General features: G+C 65.6%; 17 protein-coding genes. 9 read left to right on the top strand and 8 right to left on the bottom strand.

Going from position 1 to position 16,798, the window contains the following annotated elements:
- Positions 1-5: 5 nt before the first annotated feature.
- Positions 6-848, bottom strand: coding sequence for an AraC family transcriptional regulator (locus ACTZWT_RS01640; protein WP_444767977.1), 843 nt, complete (start codon positions 846-848; stop codon positions 6-8).
- Between the two features lie 158 nt (positions 849-1,006).
- Here ACTZWT_RS01640 and ACTZWT_RS01635 point away from each other — a divergent pair, with 158 nt between their 5' ends.
- The gene (locus ACTZWT_RS01635) at positions 1,007-2,017 is read left to right on the top strand and encodes a pyridoxamine 5'-phosphate oxidase family protein (protein WP_444767976.1); all 1,011 of its coding nucleotides are present in this window, start codon (positions 1,007-1,009) and stop codon (positions 2,015-2,017) included.
- A 57-nt stretch (positions 2,018-2,074) separates the two neighbouring features.
- Here the strand turns inward: ACTZWT_RS01635 and ACTZWT_RS01630 are convergent, their stop codons facing one another.
- Entirely contained in the window at positions 2,075-2,857 is a 783-nt protein-coding gene (locus tag ACTZWT_RS01630; protein WP_444767975.1) for an enoyl-CoA hydratase/isomerase family protein, read from the bottom strand.
- A gap of 320 nt (positions 2,858-3,177) precedes the next feature.
- Between ACTZWT_RS01630 and ACTZWT_RS01625 the strand changes: the two genes are divergently transcribed.
- The 4 genes from ACTZWT_RS01625 to ACTZWT_RS01610 all read left to right on the top strand — a co-directional run bounded on the left by ACTZWT_RS01625 (position 3,178) and on the right by ACTZWT_RS01610 (position 7,805).
- Positions 3,178-3,852: a Crp/Fnr family transcriptional regulator gene (locus ACTZWT_RS01625; RefSeq protein WP_444767974.1), complete on the top strand. Its 675-nt coding sequence runs from the start codon at positions 3,178-3,180 to the stop codon at positions 3,850-3,852.
- Between the two features lie 17 nt (positions 3,853-3,869).
- Positions 3,870-4,757, top strand: coding sequence for a DUF6537 domain-containing protein (locus tag ACTZWT_RS01620; RefSeq protein ID WP_444767973.1), 888 nt, complete (start codon positions 3,870-3,872; stop codon positions 4,755-4,757).
- Between the two features lie 219 nt (positions 4,758-4,976).
- A complete protein-coding gene (locus ACTZWT_RS01615; protein WP_444768447.1) occupies positions 4,977-5,381 on the top strand; it encodes a DUF3307 domain-containing protein in 405 nt (134 codons plus the stop codon).
- Between the two features lie 162 nt (positions 5,382-5,543).
- A complete protein-coding gene (locus ACTZWT_RS01610) occupies positions 5,544-7,805 on the top strand; it encodes a diguanylate cyclase (protein WP_444767972.1) in 2,262 nt (753 codons plus the stop codon).
- A gap of 51 nt (positions 7,806-7,856) precedes the next feature.
- Here the strand turns inward: ACTZWT_RS01610 and ACTZWT_RS01605 are convergent, their stop codons facing one another.
- On the bottom strand, positions 7,857-8,246 hold the full coding sequence (locus ACTZWT_RS01605) for a hypothetical protein (RefSeq protein WP_444767971.1): 390 nt from the start codon (positions 8,244-8,246) through the stop codon (positions 7,857-7,859).
- A gap of 233 nt (positions 8,247-8,479) precedes the next feature.
- Here ACTZWT_RS01605 and ACTZWT_RS01600 point away from each other — a divergent pair, with 233 nt between their 5' ends.
- A complete protein-coding gene (locus ACTZWT_RS01600; RefSeq protein WP_444767970.1) occupies positions 8,480-8,890 on the top strand; it encodes a hypothetical protein in 411 nt (136 codons plus the stop codon).
- A 13-nt stretch (positions 8,891-8,903) separates the two neighbouring features.
- Here ACTZWT_RS01600 and ACTZWT_RS01595 read toward each other — a convergent pair whose 3' ends face one another.
- Entirely contained in the window at positions 8,904-9,230 is a 327-nt protein-coding gene (locus tag ACTZWT_RS01595; protein ID WP_444767969.1) for a YkgJ family cysteine cluster protein, read from the bottom strand.
- Between the two features lie 60 nt (positions 9,231-9,290).
- On the bottom strand, positions 9,291-9,911 hold the full coding sequence (locus tag ACTZWT_RS01590) for a pyridoxamine 5'-phosphate oxidase family protein (protein WP_444767968.1): 621 nt from the start codon (positions 9,909-9,911) through the stop codon (positions 9,291-9,293).
- 116 nt (positions 9,912-10,027) lie between these two features.
- Between ACTZWT_RS01590 and ACTZWT_RS01585 the strand changes: the two genes are divergently transcribed.
- The 3 genes from ACTZWT_RS01585 (at position 10,028) to ACTZWT_RS01575 (ending at position 12,902) form a co-directional block, all read left to right on the top strand.
- Positions 10,028-10,924 (top strand): LysR family transcriptional regulator, encoded by an 897-nt coding sequence (locus ACTZWT_RS01585; protein ID WP_444767967.1) that lies wholly within the window; start codon positions 10,028-10,030, stop codon positions 10,922-10,924.
- Between the two features lie 24 nt (positions 10,925-10,948).
- Positions 10,949-11,599, top strand: coding sequence for a DNA oxidative demethylase AlkB (gene alkB / locus ACTZWT_RS01580; protein ID WP_444767966.1), 651 nt, complete (start codon positions 10,949-10,951; stop codon positions 11,597-11,599).
- A gap of 61 nt (positions 11,600-11,660) precedes the next feature.
- Entirely contained in the window at positions 11,661-12,902 is a 1,242-nt protein-coding gene (locus ACTZWT_RS01575) for an MFS transporter (RefSeq protein ID WP_444767965.1), read from the top strand.
- A 177-nt stretch (positions 12,903-13,079) separates the two neighbouring features.
- On the opposite strand, the gene ACTZWT_RS01570 is transcribed toward ACTZWT_RS01575, so the two are convergent.
- The 3 genes from ACTZWT_RS01570 to hpaD form a co-directional block, all read right to left on the bottom strand.
- A complete protein-coding gene (locus ACTZWT_RS01570) occupies positions 13,080-14,708 on the bottom strand; it encodes a thiamine pyrophosphate-dependent enzyme (protein ID WP_444767964.1) in 1,629 nt (542 codons plus the stop codon).
- A gap of 29 nt (positions 14,709-14,737) precedes the next feature.
- Positions 14,738-15,610: a fumarylacetoacetate hydrolase family protein gene (locus tag ACTZWT_RS01565; RefSeq protein ID WP_444767963.1), complete on the bottom strand. Its 873-nt coding sequence runs from the start codon at positions 15,608-15,610 to the stop codon at positions 14,738-14,740.
- Positions 15,611-15,736: 126 nt separating this feature from the next.
- Complete coding sequence (gene hpaD, locus ACTZWT_RS01560; protein ID WP_444767962.1) at positions 15,737-16,714, bottom strand: 3,4-dihydroxyphenylacetate 2,3-dioxygenase; 978 nt, start codon at positions 16,712-16,714, stop codon at positions 15,737-15,739.
- Positions 16,715-16,798 lie beyond the last annotated feature (84 nt).

Raw genomic sequence — 16,798 nt, 5'->3', positions numbered from 1 at the left:
CAGGCTCAGCGCGGTCGCTGCGGACGCTCCTCGTCTGCGGGGTCTGTGGTGCCGCGTAGCGTCGCCATATAGCGCCCGGGAGAAGCGCCGAGTGTCTTGCGGAACATGGTGACGAAGCTCGCCGTGCTCTGATAGCCGAGCTCGCTCGCCAGGCGCTGGATGGAGGCACCCTCCGCCATCCTCTGCAAGGCGACCATGATGGTCAGTTGCCGGCGCCACTTGCCGAAGCTCAGGCCGGTTTCGCGTTCCAACAGGCGGGCGAGGGTGCGCTCGCTCAGCCCGGCGCGCCTGGCCCAACTCGGCATGGTCCCGCGATCGGCGGGATCGGAGATCATCATGTCGACGATCCGCCGCAGGCGCCTGTCCGCCGGCATCGGCAGGAACAGGCGCTGCACCGGGCTCGCGCCGATCTCGTCCAGGATCACCGTGAACAGGTGGGATTCGCGGCCGCCTTCAGGATACAGCACGGGAAAACCGGCGGCGCGGATCAATAGTTCGCGCAGCAATGGCGTCGCCGACAAGGTGCAGCAGACGTTCGGCATCCCCGTCATCATCTCCGGTTCGATGAAGACGTCGTAGCCTTCGATCGTTCCGGAGGCCCGAATCGAGTGCATCGCGCCCCCGGGAATCCAGATCGCGTGCTGTGGTGGCACCAGCCAGAGGCCGCTCTGCGCTTCGCAGGTGAGGACGCCGCGCAGGCTGAACAGCAACTGGGCCTTCCGATGCCGATGCGGCGGCAGTTCCAGGTCTGAGCCCGTCAACGTGATGCCGTAGGCGACGACACGGCGGGGCGCGTCGTCGGGGTCGATCAGGTCGCCGGGAGCGAGCTGCTGGTCGAAGATCGGCATCGGCGGACGAAGCTCGGGTCGGAGTGTGCTCGGGTCGGAGTGTGGCGGGTTCTCGAAATAATCTGGCACATTTGCCGAATACAGCCAATCCCTCGAGGCTTATAGGGGTAAGCTGACGCCAGGCCGCATCTGGCGCTTATCACGAAGGGAGCGCTGAGATGAATGATCGCATCTGTTCGGTCGCCGACCTGGAAGCCGCTGTTGGAACCCCGCCGGATCTGATGAACCTCAAGGTGATCGATCACCTTGACGCCGGTGCCCTGCGTTGGCTTGCGGCTTCGCCGGTGACATTCGCCGGCTTTGCATCTGCGGGTGCGGTGGCGATCACCCTCGGCGGTGGCGATGCCGGTTTCGCGAGCGGCGACGCGGAACGGCTGCGGCTGCCCAAGGCCCTGCTCGACGATCCGGCTTTGGCGCAGCCCGGACTGGGATTCGGTTCGCTGTTCCTGCTTCCAGGCACCGTCGAGATGTTGCGCATCAACGGCACCATCGCGGAGGTGCGCGAACACGAGATCTGCATCGCCGTCGAGCAATGCTACGGTCATTGCGGCAAGGCGTTGCTGCGCTCGGAGTTCTGGACGGCGATGCCGCGCGTGACTGCGCCGCAGGACACGGCAGGCTTCGCCGCGGAGAGCCGCCTGATGGCGCTGGCGACGTGCGACGCAGCGGGGCGGACCGATCTCAGCCCCAAGGGCGATCCCGCCGGGCTGCTTCGGCTCGATGAGGGCGCCGCCTGGTTCGCCGATCGTCCCGGCAATCGCCGCACCGACAGCTTCCGCAATATCCTTGTTCAGCCGCGCGTCGCTGCTGTGTTGCTGATCCCCGGCGCGTGTACGATCGCTCGGTTGTCGGGGCGGGCGCGAATTACATCAGATGCGGCCAGACGGGCCGCGTTCGCGGTCGACGGCAAAGCCCCGAAGCTGTTGACCGCGATCGACGATCTGACGATCGAATTGCACGACAGTCCCGCGCTTCGCCGCGCCAAGCTCTGGCCGCTGCAGCCGCAGACCCACGGGATCGAGGCGGCCAAGCTTTTCGTCGAGCACATCAAGCTGAACAGGAACGCCGGCTTCGGCGCCCGTCTCGCGAGCGCCGCGCTGTCCGTACCCGGCGTGTCCGGTCTGCTGAAGAAGGGGCTCGACAAGGAGTACAAGGACAATCTGTACTGACGGACGACCGTCGCCGACCGTCCGTCATGTCGTACGATCCGAGGTGGCGCGCCGTCCTCAAAACCGCGGAGCGCGCTTCTCCTTGTAGGCGGCAATGCCTTCCTTGATCTCGTCGCCGCGCATCGACGCGCGGGCACGGCTGTCCGCGGCACCCTCGTCGAGGGCTTGTCTGGCGAACTCGTTGATGGCGCGTTTCATGCCGGCGACGGCCGTCGGCGCGTTGCCTGCGAGCGTCGCGGCCAGCGCCTCCACTTCGCGGTCGAGGCGGTCCATCGTCACCATCGCCGTCAGGTAGCCGATCCGCAGCATCTCGGCGGCGTCGATGCGTTGTGCAGTGAGAAACAGCCGCTTGGCATTGTCGATTCCGAGCCGCGTGACGTAGCGCTTGATGCCCGACGGGTAGTAATGCAGCCCGAGCCGCGCCGCCGGCATGAACATCTCGGCGGTGTCGACGCCGATGCGAAAATCGCAGGCGAGCGCCAGGTCGGTCGAGCCGCCGTAGACGCCGCCATTGAGCCGGCAGATCGTCGGCACCCGCAGATCCTCGAGCCGGTTGGCGACCACCTCGAACGCCGAGCCCGAGGATTCCCCCTCGACCTCGCTGGCGGCGCGCTCGGCGACCTTGCCGAGATCGAAGCCCGCCGAGAATGCGCGGCCCGTGCCGGTCAGCACCAGCACGCGAACCGAGGCGTCGCTCTCGATCCGGTCGAACTGCGCCAGCAGCGTTGCGAGGTCGTCGGGCTGCAATCGGTTGAGGTGGTCCGGCCGGTTCAGCCGAATGGTGGCGCGCGCGCCGTCGATGCTGAGGATCGGCGCGCTTGCGCTGTCCGTGTCCGACATGGATGGAGATCTCCGGGAAGTCGTGCTTGTGACGGCGTCGGGAGCGCGGCGGAAACGCTCCTGAAAACGGTCCGGCAAAGGGGGCGTGTCGTCAGGGCATGACGATCCGTGCAAACTGCCCGCGCCGGCCGCGGTCGTCAATGATGCCGCGGGCCGCTCCTCCGGTGCCCGGGCCGGTGGCGTTCCGGGTCCCGGATTGTTTATAATCCCGTCGGCTTCAACGTGTATGGCGTGCAATCCGTGACGGCGATCACCGTCCCGCCGTCGCCGCAGCATCTTATCGGTGTCGACGTTCGCATCTCGAAGGCAGGTTGATCCTCATGGACATGTCCCACATCGCTCAGCATGCCGGCATGGCCGGCAGTCTGTTCGCAACGATCTTCGTCGTCGCGACGGCCACGATGCGGACCATGATCCCGCTGCGCGTTTTCGGCATCCTCGCCAATGTCCTGCTGATCGCAATATCGATTCCGACGCACAACTATCCGACGATGGCGCTGCACGCGGTGCTGCTGCCGGTCAACATGTGGCGGCTGCACCAGATGCTGCAACTGGTGCGTGACGTGAAGAAGTCGGTCAACAGCGACCTGTCGATGGAGTGGCTGAAGCCGTTCATGTCCGAGCGCAAATGCGCGACCGGCGAGGAGCTGTTCTACAAGGACGAGAAGGCCGAGCACATGTACTACATCGTCAGCGGCCGGTTCCGCCTGGTGGAGTCCGGCATCGAGTTGCCGGTCGGCGCGATCGTCGGCGAGCTAGGCATGCTGTCACCGTCGAACACCCGGACGCAGACGCTGGAGTGCATCGAGGCCGGCGTCGTGCTCGGCGTCAGCTATCGTCAGGTCGAGGAACTCTACGTGCAGAATCCGGAATTCGGCTTCTACTTCCTGCGGCTGGCCAGCGCGCGGCTGTTCCAGAACATCGAGACGCTGGAGGCACGGCTGGCGCAGGCCCATGTGCCGGTCCCGGCCCAGGTCGTCAGCGATACGGCGTAGCGGCGAGGGCGGCAGCGGTGGCAGGTTATATCGATGCGATGCGCTCCACACTCGCCGAAATCATCGGCGAACGGGATCGCGTGGTGCCGCTCGCGCTGCCGGACGGCCTGTCGCCGGCTGTCGAGCCAGTGGTGAGCGATGCGATCGAACGATTGATCGTGTATCAGGGCCGGCGCTATGCGCGACTGTATCTCGATCGCATTCGCCGCTTCGTCGGGCGCCGCGACATCAGCGACGATCTGATGATCCGGATCGCGGAGCTGACGGCGGAGCGGATGGCGTACGAGGATCCGATCCGGATCGCGCAACTCGCGCTGATCGAAGCGGCGATTGGTCAGAGCGGCGTCGCCGCCGTCAGGGTCGACCGCAAATGCCGGTTTCGGATCGACGAGATGGTGTCGGCGCTACCGATCGTTTTGGCCAATCCGATGCTCAGGGTGCTGGGCGCTTTCGGCTGGCAGCACATGCACGTGAGGATGCGCTTCAACGCCACGTGGTGGCTCGGCATTCGCCGGCTGAAAATGGAGGCGTGGCTGCGGCGCTGGCGGATGCTGTCGATCCGTTATACGCGAGAGCGGGTCTGGGTCGAGCGCTGGCTGCATATGATCGACCGCTGCCTCGCCAAGCGGCCCGAGGCGGTGTGGGCGATCGTCGAGAGCGCCACCATGATCCGAGGCCATGGCGACACCTATCGTTACGGCATGGCGAACTGGACCCTGATCATCGACAGCCTGGTCAAGCCGGTGTTCGCCGGCACGCTGGCGCTGGACGATCTTTCGGCCGCGATCGCAGAAACCCGTGCGGCGGCGCTGCCCGACGGCCGGCAAACTGCATTGAAGCGCGCTATCGCCACGATCCGCACTCAGGCCAGCGCCGGAACGGTGCCGGCGTCGGCAATGCCCTGAAGGATGGGTCTACCCGGTTGCCGAGCAATCGACCATTCACTCCCGCCCGCAGTTCCGCCACGTGCATTCCGGAACCGAAAATGTCATAAAGGGACCCGCTGGCCGGTCCCCTGGCCGGTTGCGATGCTCAGCGCTCGCACGGGAACTCCGAGACATCAAACGGCGCGGTGCCGGTTGACGTCGTGATGCTCCCGTCGGGCCCAGGCAAAGGGCGTGAGCTTGATCCTTCCCGAATTGTCGTCGACGGTCGCCGTTGGTGCGCTCACCGGTTGGATGCTGATACTCACCGTCAAGCACGTCTTCGCGGATTTTTACTTGCAGAATGCCTGGATGGCGCTCGGCAAGGACAAGAAGACGGGCTGGGCACTGCCGCTGCTCGCGCATTGCGCCGTGCATCTGGTCCTCACCACCGCGGTGATGCTGATCCTCGCTCCGGGCTACTGGTTTATCGGGCTGATCGATTTCGTCATTCACCTGGCGATCGATCGCGCCAAGGGCTTCACCGTTGCGAAGTTCGACGTCACCCCGGACAGTCGGTGGTTCTGGTGGCTGATCGGAACCGACCAGGCGCTGCATCATCTCACCGGCTTCGGCTTGTCGGTGTTGCTGGCCGCGAACGTGTGATGACGTTGCGGATGTGCCGGCAGGACTCCGAGCCGCCCCCCTCCGCCCGCCCAGGTAGTTTTACGGAGTGCGGCATTAACCGCCGGATGAGCAGCTTCGCGTAGTATCCACGCGGACCGCCGCCCGGATATCCGCCGGCGTGCCGACCCAGTTCGGGATCCGATGGCCAGCTATCTCGAATCACAACTCGATTTTATCTATTTCTTCTACGGTCTGGCGTTCATTCTGCTGGGCGCGCTCGGTCTCGCCATCGCCCAAGGCCTGCCCGGCCGATTTCGCAATGTCCGTCTGATTGGTCTGTTCGGCTGCCTTCACGGAGCAACCGAATGGATGGACATGGCCGCCTTGACGGCGGGCAATTCCGACGAGTTCGCGGTCTTTCGCGCGGCGGCGATGACGCTGTCCTTCGTGCTGCTTAGTGAATTCGCCCGCAGGGGGCTGGTGAAGCTCGGCGTCTGGATGCCGGGTCCGTGGATCTACGTGCCGCTGTTGTTGTTGCTGTGCGGCGTCGGCTATGTCGGCGGACTGGATACGGCCGAGGCGTTGGCTCGCTATGGTTTCGGCGCGACCGGTGCGTTCGGCGCGGGGGTGGTGCTGTTCGCGCGGCGTGGCAGGGCTTCCAGAGCGGCACGGCCGATGGTCGTCGCGCTGGCGGCGACGTTCTGTCTCTATGCGGTCGCCGCCGGCATCGTGGTCGAAGCCTCTCCGTTCTGGCCGGCCAACACAATCAACCAGACCTGGTTCGTCGAGGCGACCGGTGTTCCAATTCAGCTGGTTCGCGGCCTGATCGCCGTCCTGCTGGTGGCGCTGATGTGGGGGGCATGGGGCAAGCGGCTGAAGCGCACCTTCGACTCGCCGCGCTACTCAGCCTACCTGCGTCGGCAGTTTTTCAGCGTTCTGATGACGATGGCCGCGGTTTTGGTTTTCGGGTGGTTGCTGACCAATTTCCTCGGCGGCATCTATCGCAATGACGTCGAAAAGGAAGCAACGGCCGATGCCGACCTGCTGGTCAGCGGGATCGTCGGCGCGGTCGGAACCACTGACGCGATGATCAGGCTGTTGGCCGGCTCTCCCGCGATTGCGCTCGCCCTGACGAAGAAGGACGCGGCAAACCGAGCGGAAGCAAGCTCCATCCTCGACCTCCATGTCGAAGCGGCCGGCGCATCGCGCGGGCTTATCGTCGACACGGCGGGGCACGTCGTGGACAGGTCCGACCGGAACACTGCGCAAATCGGCGGGCCTAATCGGCAGGCCGCCGAATGGTTCGAAGGGTCGATCAGCGGCGGCGGGAGCCGCGAACTCGAACTCGACCCGGTGAGCGGCCAGCGTTCCTACGTAACCAGTCAGCCGGTTCGTGACGGGGCTGGGTCGATCGTGGGCGTGGCGGCGCTCGAGGTGCCCCTCGATCGGCTCGGTTCCCGTGTGCGCGGCTTCGATCGGGCGTTTTTCCTGATCGATGCCCGTGATGTCGTCGTGCTGACCAACCGTCCGTCCGAACTATTCCGGACGTTGTGGCCGCGACCGGAGCTTGCGCCAGTGGCTCTGAAACAAAGACTCGGCGCGCCTGACTCACCTCCGATGCTCCGACGCCAGATCATCGGCGGCGATTGGACCAGCTTCGCCGGCTGGCGCGCCTATGTGATCCGCCGGGAGGTCGGCGATACGCGCTGGTCGCTGGTGTTGGTGCAGCCGGTCACCGGAATTGCCGCGAGTCGCTTGCTCGGCATCATCATCACATTGCAAATGGCGATCACTGCGCTGTTCTATTTCTTCGGCCGGGAGCGGGGCGTCCGTGACCGCATCCAACAGCTGCACCGGGTCGAATTGCAGGAGCGCGCCTTCACGCTGGCGCGCCAGGCTGCCACCGATCCGCTGACCGGTCTTCACAACCGGCTTGGTTTCAATGAGCGACTGGAGGAGGAACTCGAGGGCGCGGTCCGCACCGGCCGGCCGGTGGCGTTGATCATCTATGACGTCGATCACTTCAAGGAGGTCAACGATCGGTTCGGGCATCCGACCGGAGATCAGGTGTTGATCCGGCTTTCGATGAAGGCGGCAGCCAGCGTGCGCCAGACCGATCTACTGGCGCGCTGGGGTGGAGAGGAATTCGCAATCCTGCTGATCGACACTAACCTGCTCGCTGCCGCCGAGGTCGCCGAAAAGCTGCGGCAATTGTTCGCAAGTACATCGTTCGGTGAGGTTGGTCGCGTTACCGCAAGCTTTGGCGTTGCCGAGTCTCGGGTCGGGGATTCGGCCGAAAGCTTGATGGCCCGCGCCGATATCGCGCTCTACCGCGCCAAATACAACGGACGCAATCGCGTGGAACTCGATGCGCCGGTGATGGAAGATGTCGGGCTTTCGCCGGCCGCGGACCGCGACGATCTGCAGCCACGTTCGGACCACAAGAACCCTACGCGCGCATGAATCATGCGCGCCGTTCAATGTGACAACAACGTCAGACGTCCATCGCCGAGGTCAGGCGCTCAGGCGGCCGTCCTCTTCTGGCGCCGACGCCGGCGCTTCTGCGCTGGCGGCGTGCGGCAGATGGGGCGCCAGCCGGGCGTTGGCTTTCATGAAATGCTGCTGACAGGCCATGCCGTCTTCCAGAACGCGGGCCATCGCGCCACTGAGCCAGTCCTGATACTCGCGGACCGCATCCAACGGCGTGGCTGCTTCTCCCATCCGGCGCGCCGTTTCCAGCGCAGCGTGGGTTCCAATCCGCCGGCGCTCGAACCAGCCGTCGGAAAACTCCTTCATTCCGGCGAGGATGGCTTCCTCGCCTTCCCAGAATTTCACGCCGACGGGGGCATAGCTTCTGGCGGCAGGCTGTAACAGGTTCGGGAACAACGACACGGGATCGCTCATCTGAAATCTCCGTCGTGACCGGTGAACTCAATATCGCTTGGCCGAAGCCAGGACATTAAACGCCGATTGCGGCCTCTAAGTGATCACAACCCGGCGATCGGAAATTCCCTGCTCGCGTTTTCGTTCCATGCGATTCGCGCAAGCCTCAGAAGAGGTATCAGGAGGCATAGTTAAGTGCTCATTAATAAGTTCGGCCGCATCCTCATTATCGAAATCGCCTCGGAGTAACGCCGATGTTGTCGAGCCGTGAAGCCTTCGAAAACGACCTCTGCCCGGTCCGCGACGATCTCCTCGGTGCGATGTATCGTGCCAATGAGAACGGTCTGCCGGCGCTGGTGGAAAGTGTATCGTCCGACGTTCGTGCCCAACTCGCATTGTTCTGTTATCGCCGCGCCCATTTGCACGCACTTGCGCTGACGATCGCCGCGAGCTGCGACGCGCGCGATCTGATCCATCACGGTGGCCGGGTCGGTTCCGTCCTGGTCGCGCTGTCGCGCGAGAGCGCGGCGCCGCGGCATCGGACGCCTGCGGCGAACTATAGTCATCGCAAAGCGATCACCCTGTCGACGAAGCCGTTGTCCAGCATCGCGCCGCTCGACCAGGACGATCCCGAGGACGACGAAATCCTGCCGACATCTAACTAGTCGGCTGTGTCGGTCAGTCGCCGCCTCTCAGCGGCGGCAGCCCGTGCCTGCGCCGAGCCATCCCGCACTCGGGATCGCCCGGCTGACATTCGCGGCACACCTCCGGTCGCAATGCATAGATCGTGCAGGCCGTCGCTTGTCCGATCGTCCCGCTCAACGCACAGCAGCGATCTTCCTCGCAACGCATCCCCGACAGGCGCGCATTGACGAGTTCCGCCGGAATCGCGTCGAGAGCGCTGTCATCCTCCACGGTGAATCGGGGCCAGTTCGCCGAATAGGCGCAGCACGCGCCGCAGCCCTGGCACGGGCTCGCCGGGTCGATCGGGGCGGAACTGATCATCGCTTTGCTTTAGCCCGACGCGGCCGACCGCGAAACCGCCTTTCCGGGTTTTCGTCAGGCTCACGCCGGGCGGGGCCCCGGTGCAGCGAGTTCGGCTTCGAGCTGGGCGATCCTGGCGTCGCGTTTGGCAAGTGCCTCGGCGACATCGGCGGCGTCGAATTTCTGCGGAATGTGCTGCGGACAGTTTGTGTCCCACGCCTCGACCTTGAACAGGATCGCCTGCTCCGGCCGCGCCTTGTAGCCCTTCGGCATCAGCGATGCGATCAGCGCCGGGTCGTCTTCGATCACCCGGGCACTGCCCCAGATCTTGATCCGGCGGCGATGCGCGTAGTCGATCACGAAGATATAGGCCTTCGGGTTTTCTGCGAGATTGCCCTGGGTAATGAACTGCTTGTTGCCGGTGAAGTCGGCAAAGCCGAGGGTTTGCTCGTCGAGCACGTGCAGAAAGCCCGCCGGTCCGCCGCGATGCTGAATGTAGGGCTGGCCGTCGGCGCTGGCCGTTGCTAGCAGGATGCTGGTCTGCGCCGACAAATAGGCGGCAAGATCGTCGTCGATCACGTTGCGCCAGCCGCCGTTCTGTTCAACCCGGGCATAGGCGCTGCGTGAGCCCTTGCGGGCCTGGATCGCCTTGACTTGTGGCGTGAAGGCAATGTCGCTGGTGAAGTGGAGTGCGTCACTCATGAAAGCCTCCCGGCCGACGTCGCTGGAATTTGTTTCTCTGCCAAGGTGCGCATTGTCCTCAGCCGCGGCAATAAGTTGATTTGACACTTCATTGTTGCGCGTACTGGAATAATGCGATGGATCGCCTCGACGCTATGGCTGCCTTCGTGGCGGTTGCCGATCTGCAGGGCTTCGCCCCTGCGGCGCGCAAACTCGGGCTCTCGCCTTCGGCGGTGACCCGGCTGGTTGCCGCGCTCGAGGAGCGCGTCGGTGCAAGGCTGCTGCAGCGGACCACCCGTTCGGTGGCGCTGACGGACATTGGCGCGCGCTATCTCGAGCGGACGAAGCGGATCCTGTCCGATATCGAGGAGGCGGAGGCTTCGGTTTCCGCGGAGCGCAGCAAGCCGTCGGGGCGGCTGGTGGTGTCGGCGCCGGTGGGGTTCGGCCGGCTGCACGTCGCGCCGCTGCTGTCGGACTATCTGAAGCGGTTTCCAGACATCACCGGTGAACTGCGGCTGTCGGACCTGATGATCAATCTGGTCGAGGACGGCGTCGATTGCGCGGTTCGCATCGGGAAACTCGCCGATTCCAGCCTGGTGGCGAAGCAGCTCGGCGCGATGCGGCGGATCGTGGTGGCGTCGCCGGACTATCTGAACGCGCGTGGTTCGCCGACCACGCCGGCGGACGTCGCCGCGCACGACATCCTCCATTTCGGCACGAGCGCGTCCGCGGTGACGTGGCGTTTCGTGGTCGATGGGCGCGACGTCCGTGTGAGCTGTACGCCTCGCCTCGCCACCAATTCTGCCGACGCCGCGATCCTGCATGCCGAGCGGGGCGGTGGTCTCACGCGCGTGCTCGCCTATCAAGCCGCCGATGCGATCCGGGGCGGACGCCTGCAGATCGTGTTGGCTGACTACGAGGAGCCGCCGCTGCCGATCGCGATCGTCTACCCGACATCGCGGTTGCTGTCGGCCAAGGTCCGTGCCTTCGTCGATCTCGCCGCGGAGACCTGCGACTGGCGGTTCGGCGCATGACGATGTGATGAAAGGAAATTTGCATTGGTGGCAGATCTGTTCGAGAATCTGTTCGATGAGCTGCGGCGCGAGGACATCGCGCCCGGCGCGGCGCTGCTGCACGGCTTCGCACGGGCGCAGCAGCACGAACTGATCGCGGCGATCGACGCCATTGTCGCGCGCGCGCCGTTCCGCCACATGATGACGCCGGGCGGCCACACCATGAGCGTGGCGATGACGAGCTGCGGCAGCGCCGGCTGGGTGACCGATCGCGGCGGCTATCGCTACGCGGCGAACGATCCGGCCAGCGGTCAGCCGTGGCCGGAGATGCCGGCGGTTCTGCGGGACCTGGCGCGCAATGCGGCCGCCGAAGCCGGCTTCGCCGGGTTCGATCCCGACGCCTGCCTGATCAACCGCTACGCGCCCGGCGCCAGGATGGCGCTGCATCAGGACAAGGACGAGCGGGATTTCAGCGCCCCGATCGTGTCGGTGTCGCTCGGCCTGCCGGCGATCTTCCAGTTCGGCGGGATGGCGCGCAGCGACAAGCCGCGCCGCTACGAATTGCGTCACGGCGACGTGCTGGTGTGGGGCGGCGAAACCCGGCTGGTGTATCACGGCGTGCTGGCGCTGAAGGATGGCGAACACCCGTTGCTCGGGAGGCAGCGCATCAATCTGACGTTTCGCAAGGCACTGTGAGTGGGATACATCACTTTTGCCGCAACGCAATCTCCTCTATCCTGACATCGGGAGAGGGCTGATGACCGACCTTGCGATCGACGACGCCAACGCCGCGAGCGGCACCCGCATCAATCGCGCCGGCGTCTATATCGCGTTGCTGCAATTGTTGTTTGCGCTGTGCTGGACGATCTATGTGGTGTTCCTGCCGAAGCTGGCCGCCGAGGTGGGCATTGCGCCGGGCGCGGTGATCCTGATCCTGATGCTCGACCAGGCGATCTTCACCATCGCCGACACCGCAATGGGCATCGCCGCGGATAAAGTCGGGTCGCTCGCCGGCCGGATCGGCCTGTTCGTCGGCATCGCCACCGCAGTGTCCTGCGCCGCGTTCGTCGCGCTGCCTTTCGTCACCTCGGGCGGTCCTTCGGCGCAGCTGGCGTTCATTGCGCTGATCGTGGTGTGGGCCGCGACGTCGTCGGCGCTGCGCGCGCCGCCGCTGACGCTGTTCGGCAAATACGGCGCGCGGCCGTCGCTGCCGTGGCTGTCGGCGCTCACCATGCTCGGCTACGGCCTCGCCGGCGCGGTGTCGCCCTATCTCGGCGTGGTGATGAAGGACATCGACGCGCGGCTGCCGTTCGTGATCTCCAGCGTCGTATTGCTGATCACCACGCTGGCGCTGTCGCGGGTCGAGCGCGGGCTCTCGACGGCGCAGCCCGTGGCGAAGCCACGCAACGCCGGCAAGGCGCCGGGACGCCTGCCGGCGTTGTTCATCGCGGCGATGGTGTTGCTCGCGCTCGGCTATCAGATGCATTTCGGCCTGAACAGCGCGCCGCTGTTCCTGCGCTTCGCCAAGCCCGACGATCTGCAATGGCTGATGCCGGTGTTCTGGATCGGCTTCAACATCGCGTTGTTTCCGGCCAGCGTCGTGGTCAAGCATCGCGGCGGGGTGATCGTGATGGGTGTCGCAGGATTGCTGGGAGCGCTGGCAGTGGCCGGCGCGGAATACGCCGGCCATCTCAACGTGCTGATCGCCGCGCAATTCCTCGCCGGTGCGGCGTGGGGCTGCATGCTGATGAGCGCGGTGTCGGCGGCGCTGGCGATCGGCCAGACCGGCGCCGAGGGCCGGCTCACCGGTCTGGTGTTCTCGGCACTCGCGCTCGCCACTTTCGCCCGGATGGCGGCGGCGGCCGGCGGCCTGCAGAAGCTGCCGGACTACACGCCGCTGCTCTACTGGGCGCCGGTGGCGTGCTGGTCGGTGGCGGGCACGGGGCTTCTGGTGCTCGCGGCGTCGCGGCTGCGGACGGGAGTCTCCCAGGCGCCTTAGCACGCGACCCGAGTTCGTCATTCCGGGGCGCGCGCAGCGCGAACCCGGAATCCATGCGCCCTGTGAGCGCGTTCAGGCACGGCGTACGATACCCGTGCACAAACGGGAGAAATTGTGGCTATGGATTCCGGGTTCGCTCGCTGCGCGAGCGCCCCGGAATGACGAACGAGAGGTTTCTCACGCCGGCTTCGCCGGATGAATGAACGGCCAGGGGCTGGCTTCGCTGTCGCGCGGGACGTCGATCGCGATCAGATAAGGCCCGCCATGGGCCAATGCCTTTTCCAGTGCGGCGCGAAAATGATCGGGCGAGGTGACGCGCGCGGCACCGACGCCGAACGATTCCGCGAGCCTGACGAAATCCGGATTGACCAGATCGGACGCCACCACGCGGCCTTCGAACTGGGTGACCTGATCGCGCCGGACGTTGCCGTAAGCCGAATTGTCGAACACCAGCGTGACCACGCCGATGCCGAACTGCACCGCCGTGGCGAGCTCCTGCACCGCGAACATGAAGCCGCCGTCGCCGGTGATCGCGACCACCTGTTTGTCCGGGCACGCGACCTTGGCGCCGAGCGCGGTCGGGAAGCCGGAGCCGAGCGTGCCCTGATAGCCGGAGGTGAGAAACGTCCGTGGCTGGTAGATCGGGAAGCCGTACCACGATGCGAAGCCGACCTGCGACAACTCGTCAGTGACGATGGCGTCGTCCGGCAGCACCTCGCGCAGGATCTTCAGGTAAGCCATCTGCGGCTGCACCGACTGGATCGCCTCCAGCGTCCGCGCGGCCGCGTCGCGGATCACCTCGCGGCGGCCCTTCGTCTTGCTGTAGCCGTGCTTGCTCACGGCGTCGACCAACGCGCGCGTGCCGGCTTTGGCGTCGGCGACGACGGCGGCGTCCGGCGAAAAGCGCCGCATCTCGGCGGGGTCGATGTCGATCCGCACCGATTTCTGGCCTTCCGGCCGAAACGGCCAGCGGAACGTGGTCGGCAACTCCATCCGCGTGCCGATGCCGATGATCAGATCGGTCTGCGGCCACAGCTGATACGCGGCGGCGAAGGTAAGGCCGAGTTCATGCGCATTGCTGACGATGCCGCGGCCGCTTCGGAACGCGACGACCGGCGCGTCGATCGCTTCGGCGAGTTCGAGGATCTCGTCGCCGGCCTCGATCGCGCCGGAGCCGACGAAGATCATCGGCGTCTTGCTCGCGGCGATCAGTTTCGCGGCCGCGGCGATGCGATCCGGATCGGGCAGCGGCGGCGCGAGCGGATCGAGCTTGATCGCGCTGGCGGTCTCGGCGCGCTGGGTGAATACTTCCCACGGCATTTCCAGCGCCACCGGGCCGCGCCGGCCGCTCGTCATCTCCTGGAACGCGCGCGCGACGAGCGCCGGCGCGTTGCCCGGATACTCGATGCGCTCGGCCCATTTGAGGAAGCTGCGCAGCGTCGCGAGTTGATCCGGCATCTCGTGCAGATGGCCGCGGCCCTTGCCCAGATAGGCGCTCGGCACCTGTCCGGTCAGGCACAGCACCGGCTCGTTGCAGCCGAACGCGGTGAGCATCGCCGCGCCGGCATTCAGCACGCCGGGGCCCGGCACGACGCTGAACACGCCGGGTCGGCCCGAGGCGCGGGCATAGCCGAACGCCATGTAGCCGCAGGCCTGCTCGTGGCGCGCGCCGATGACGCGCAGCTGCGCCTTGGCGAAGCCGTCGAACAATCCGTAGATCTGCGCGCCGGGCAGGCCGAACACGGTGTCGATGCCGTGCGCGACGAGGCCCTGCACGATCGCTTCGCCGCCGGTCATGATGCTCATGGAAAGGTCCGTTGCTGGTGAGAAACTAACTACGCGACTTCGTCGACCACGCCGTTACGCAAGGTCCCGATGCCGTCGGCCTCGACCTCGATGATGTCGCCCGGCGTCAGATACACCGGCGGGTCGGAGCGTGCGCCGGCGCCGGCCGGGGTGCCGGTGACGATCAGATCGCCCGGCATCAGCGTGGTGAAGGTCGAGATGTAGTGGATCAGGTAGCGGAAGCCGAAGATCATCCGCGAGGTGCGGTCGTCCTGCCGCGTCTCACCGTTGACGCGCGTCGTCAGGCGAATGTCCGCGATTTGCTCTTCTCCGGTGAACGGCACGATCCACGGGCCGAGGCTGCCGGTGTGATCGAAGTTCTTCCCCTGGGTGACGTTGAATTTGGCGTGACGCACCCAGTCGCGGATCGTACCCTCGTTGCACAGCGTGATCGCGGCGACGTGGTCGAGCGCGTCCTTCTCCGCGATGTGGCGGCCGGGTTTGCCGATCACCAGTGTCAGTTCGCCTTCATAGTCCAGCAGCTTGGACGCGCGCGGCCTTACCAGCGGAGCGCCGTGGCCGACGAAGGAGCGCGCCGTGCGCATGAACATGCTGGGGAATTTCGGCGCCTCACTACCGTCCTTGTATTCGGCATTGCGTTCCGGATAGTTGACGCCGACGCAGATGATCTTCTCCGGCTGCGGGATCGGCGGCTGAAACACCACCTTATCGCGGGCGAAGTCGGGCGCGGTGTGTTCGGCCTCGTCGACGATCCGCTGGAGCGCACCGGCGGCGATCACCTCGCGCAGCGTCGGATAGTCGTTGGCATGACGCGCCGACAGATCGACGACACCATTATCGCACACCGCGCCGTAGCGGGTGAGGCCGTTGACGGTGAAGGTGGCGAGGCGGGGAGTGGTCATGGACGGCGTTCCTTGGCTTTGTCGTCACCCGCGAATGCGGGGTGACCCAGTATCCCAGAGCGGTCGTGTTTCGAACCAGCGCTCTCGCATACTGGATCGCCCGGACGAGCCGGGCGATGACGGAGGTCAATCCGCAATCATCACATCGGCCACGAACACCGGCTCGCGAACCTCCTCGCCGAGGAAGTCCGAGCCCTGCTCGAACCAGGAACGCGGCGCCGGCGCGCCCCACAGGGTCTGGCGGCGTGGGTCGCGCAGCGACCAGCGCAGCGGCTCATGGTCGTGATCCATGGTCTGGTAATCGCTGCAATACAGTTCGATGCGGTGGCCGTCTGGATCGCGGACGTAGAGGAAGAACGCATTGGAGATGCCGTGGCGGCCAGGGCCGCGCTCGAGGCTGAGCCCGCGCGATGCCATCACGTCGCAGAGGTGGATGATGTTGAGTGGACCGGGCACCCAATAGGCGAAATGATGCAGCCGCGGTCCGCGGCCGTTGGTGATCGCGAAATCGTGGACGTTGCCCTTGCGGTGCAGCCACGCCGCGGCGATGCGGCCGTTCTCGCCGTCCTCCTCGGCGTATTCGGTGAGGCGGAAGCCGAGCCGCGCGTAAAAGTCGATGGTGTCCTGGGTCTCGGCCGCGAACACGTTGAAATGGTCGAGCCGCTGCGGATGACAGCCTTTGTAGAGTTCGTAGCGGCGCAACAGATGCGGCCGCTTCTCCATGCTGGCGCAGAATTCGAGCCGGAATCCGAACGGATCGGTGACGTGCAGCGTGCGGCCCTGAAACGGCCGATCGACGAAGCTGTAGATCAGCCCGTTTTCCGCAAAGAAGCTCCCGGCCTTGTCGAGATCGGCCTCGTTGCCGACGCGAAAGCCGAGCCGCGCCGCGGCCGGCCTGTCGGCCTTGCGCAGCACCAGCGAGTGATGCTGATGCTCCTCGCTGCCGCGCAGATAGGCGGTGGCGTCGTCGCGATCCTCGACATGCAGGCCGATGATCTGGTCGTAGAACTCGACGCTGCGGTTCAGGTCGACGACGTCGAGCACCACATGGCTGGAGCGAATGATGTTGAACGGCGGATCGAACACGTGTTGCGGCACCGGCATGACGGGGGTCCCCAGAGAGTTACTTCCATTCCGAAAGTCTAACGTTCGTCATTCCGGGGCGCGCCGTTAGGCGCGAACCCGGAA

This window comes from Rhodopseudomonas sp. NSM (assembly GCF_052445935.1).
GTDB lineage: Bacteria > Pseudomonadota > Alphaproteobacteria > Rhizobiales > Xanthobacteraceae > Rhodopseudomonas.
This window is presented reverse-complemented; position numbering and strand designations above follow the sequence as displayed.

Coding starts and splice junctions, on each gene's coding strand:
- ACTZWT_RS01570 (WP_444767964.1), bottom strand. CDS start 14,708: ATGAGCATCATGACCGGCGGCGAAGCGATCGTGCAGGGCCTCGTCGCG.
- hpaD (WP_444767962.1), bottom strand. CDS start 16,714: ATGCCGGTGCCGCAACACGTGTTCGATCCGCCGTTCAACATCATTCGC.
- ACTZWT_RS01635 (WP_444767976.1), top strand. CDS start 1,007: ATGAATGATCGCATCTGTTCGGTCGCCGACCTGGAAGCCGCTGTTGGA.
- ACTZWT_RS01610 (WP_444767972.1), top strand. CDS start 5,544: ATGGCCAGCTATCTCGAATCACAACTCGATTTTATCTATTTCTTCTAC.
- ACTZWT_RS01605 (WP_444767971.1), bottom strand. CDS start 8,246: ATGAGCGATCCCGTGTCGTTGTTCCCGAACCTGTTACAGCCTGCCGCC.
- ACTZWT_RS01640 (WP_444767977.1), bottom strand. CDS start 848: ATGCCGATCTTCGACCAGCAGCTCGCTCCCGGCGACCTGATCGACCCC.
- ACTZWT_RS01600 (WP_444767970.1), top strand. CDS start 8,480: ATGTTGTCGAGCCGTGAAGCCTTCGAAAACGACCTCTGCCCGGTCCGC.
- ACTZWT_RS01565 (WP_444767963.1), bottom strand. CDS start 15,610: ATGACCACTCCCCGCCTCGCCACCTTCACCGTCAACGGCCTCACCCGC.
- ACTZWT_RS01595 (WP_444767969.1), bottom strand. CDS start 9,230: ATGATCAGTTCCGCCCCGATCGACCCGGCGAGCCCGTGCCAGGGCTGC.
- ACTZWT_RS01625 (WP_444767974.1), top strand. CDS start 3,178: ATGGACATGTCCCACATCGCTCAGCATGCCGGCATGGCCGGCAGTCTG.
- ACTZWT_RS01590 (WP_444767968.1), bottom strand. CDS start 9,911: ATGAGTGACGCACTCCACTTCACCAGCGACATTGCCTTCACGCCACAA.
- ACTZWT_RS01630 (WP_444767975.1), bottom strand. CDS start 2,857: ATGTCGGACACGGACAGCGCAAGCGCGCCGATCCTCAGCATCGACGGC.
- ACTZWT_RS01585 (WP_444767967.1), top strand. CDS start 10,028: ATGGATCGCCTCGACGCTATGGCTGCCTTCGTGGCGGTTGCCGATCTG.
- ACTZWT_RS01575 (WP_444767965.1), top strand. CDS start 11,661: ATGACCGACCTTGCGATCGACGACGCCAACGCCGCGAGCGGCACCCGC.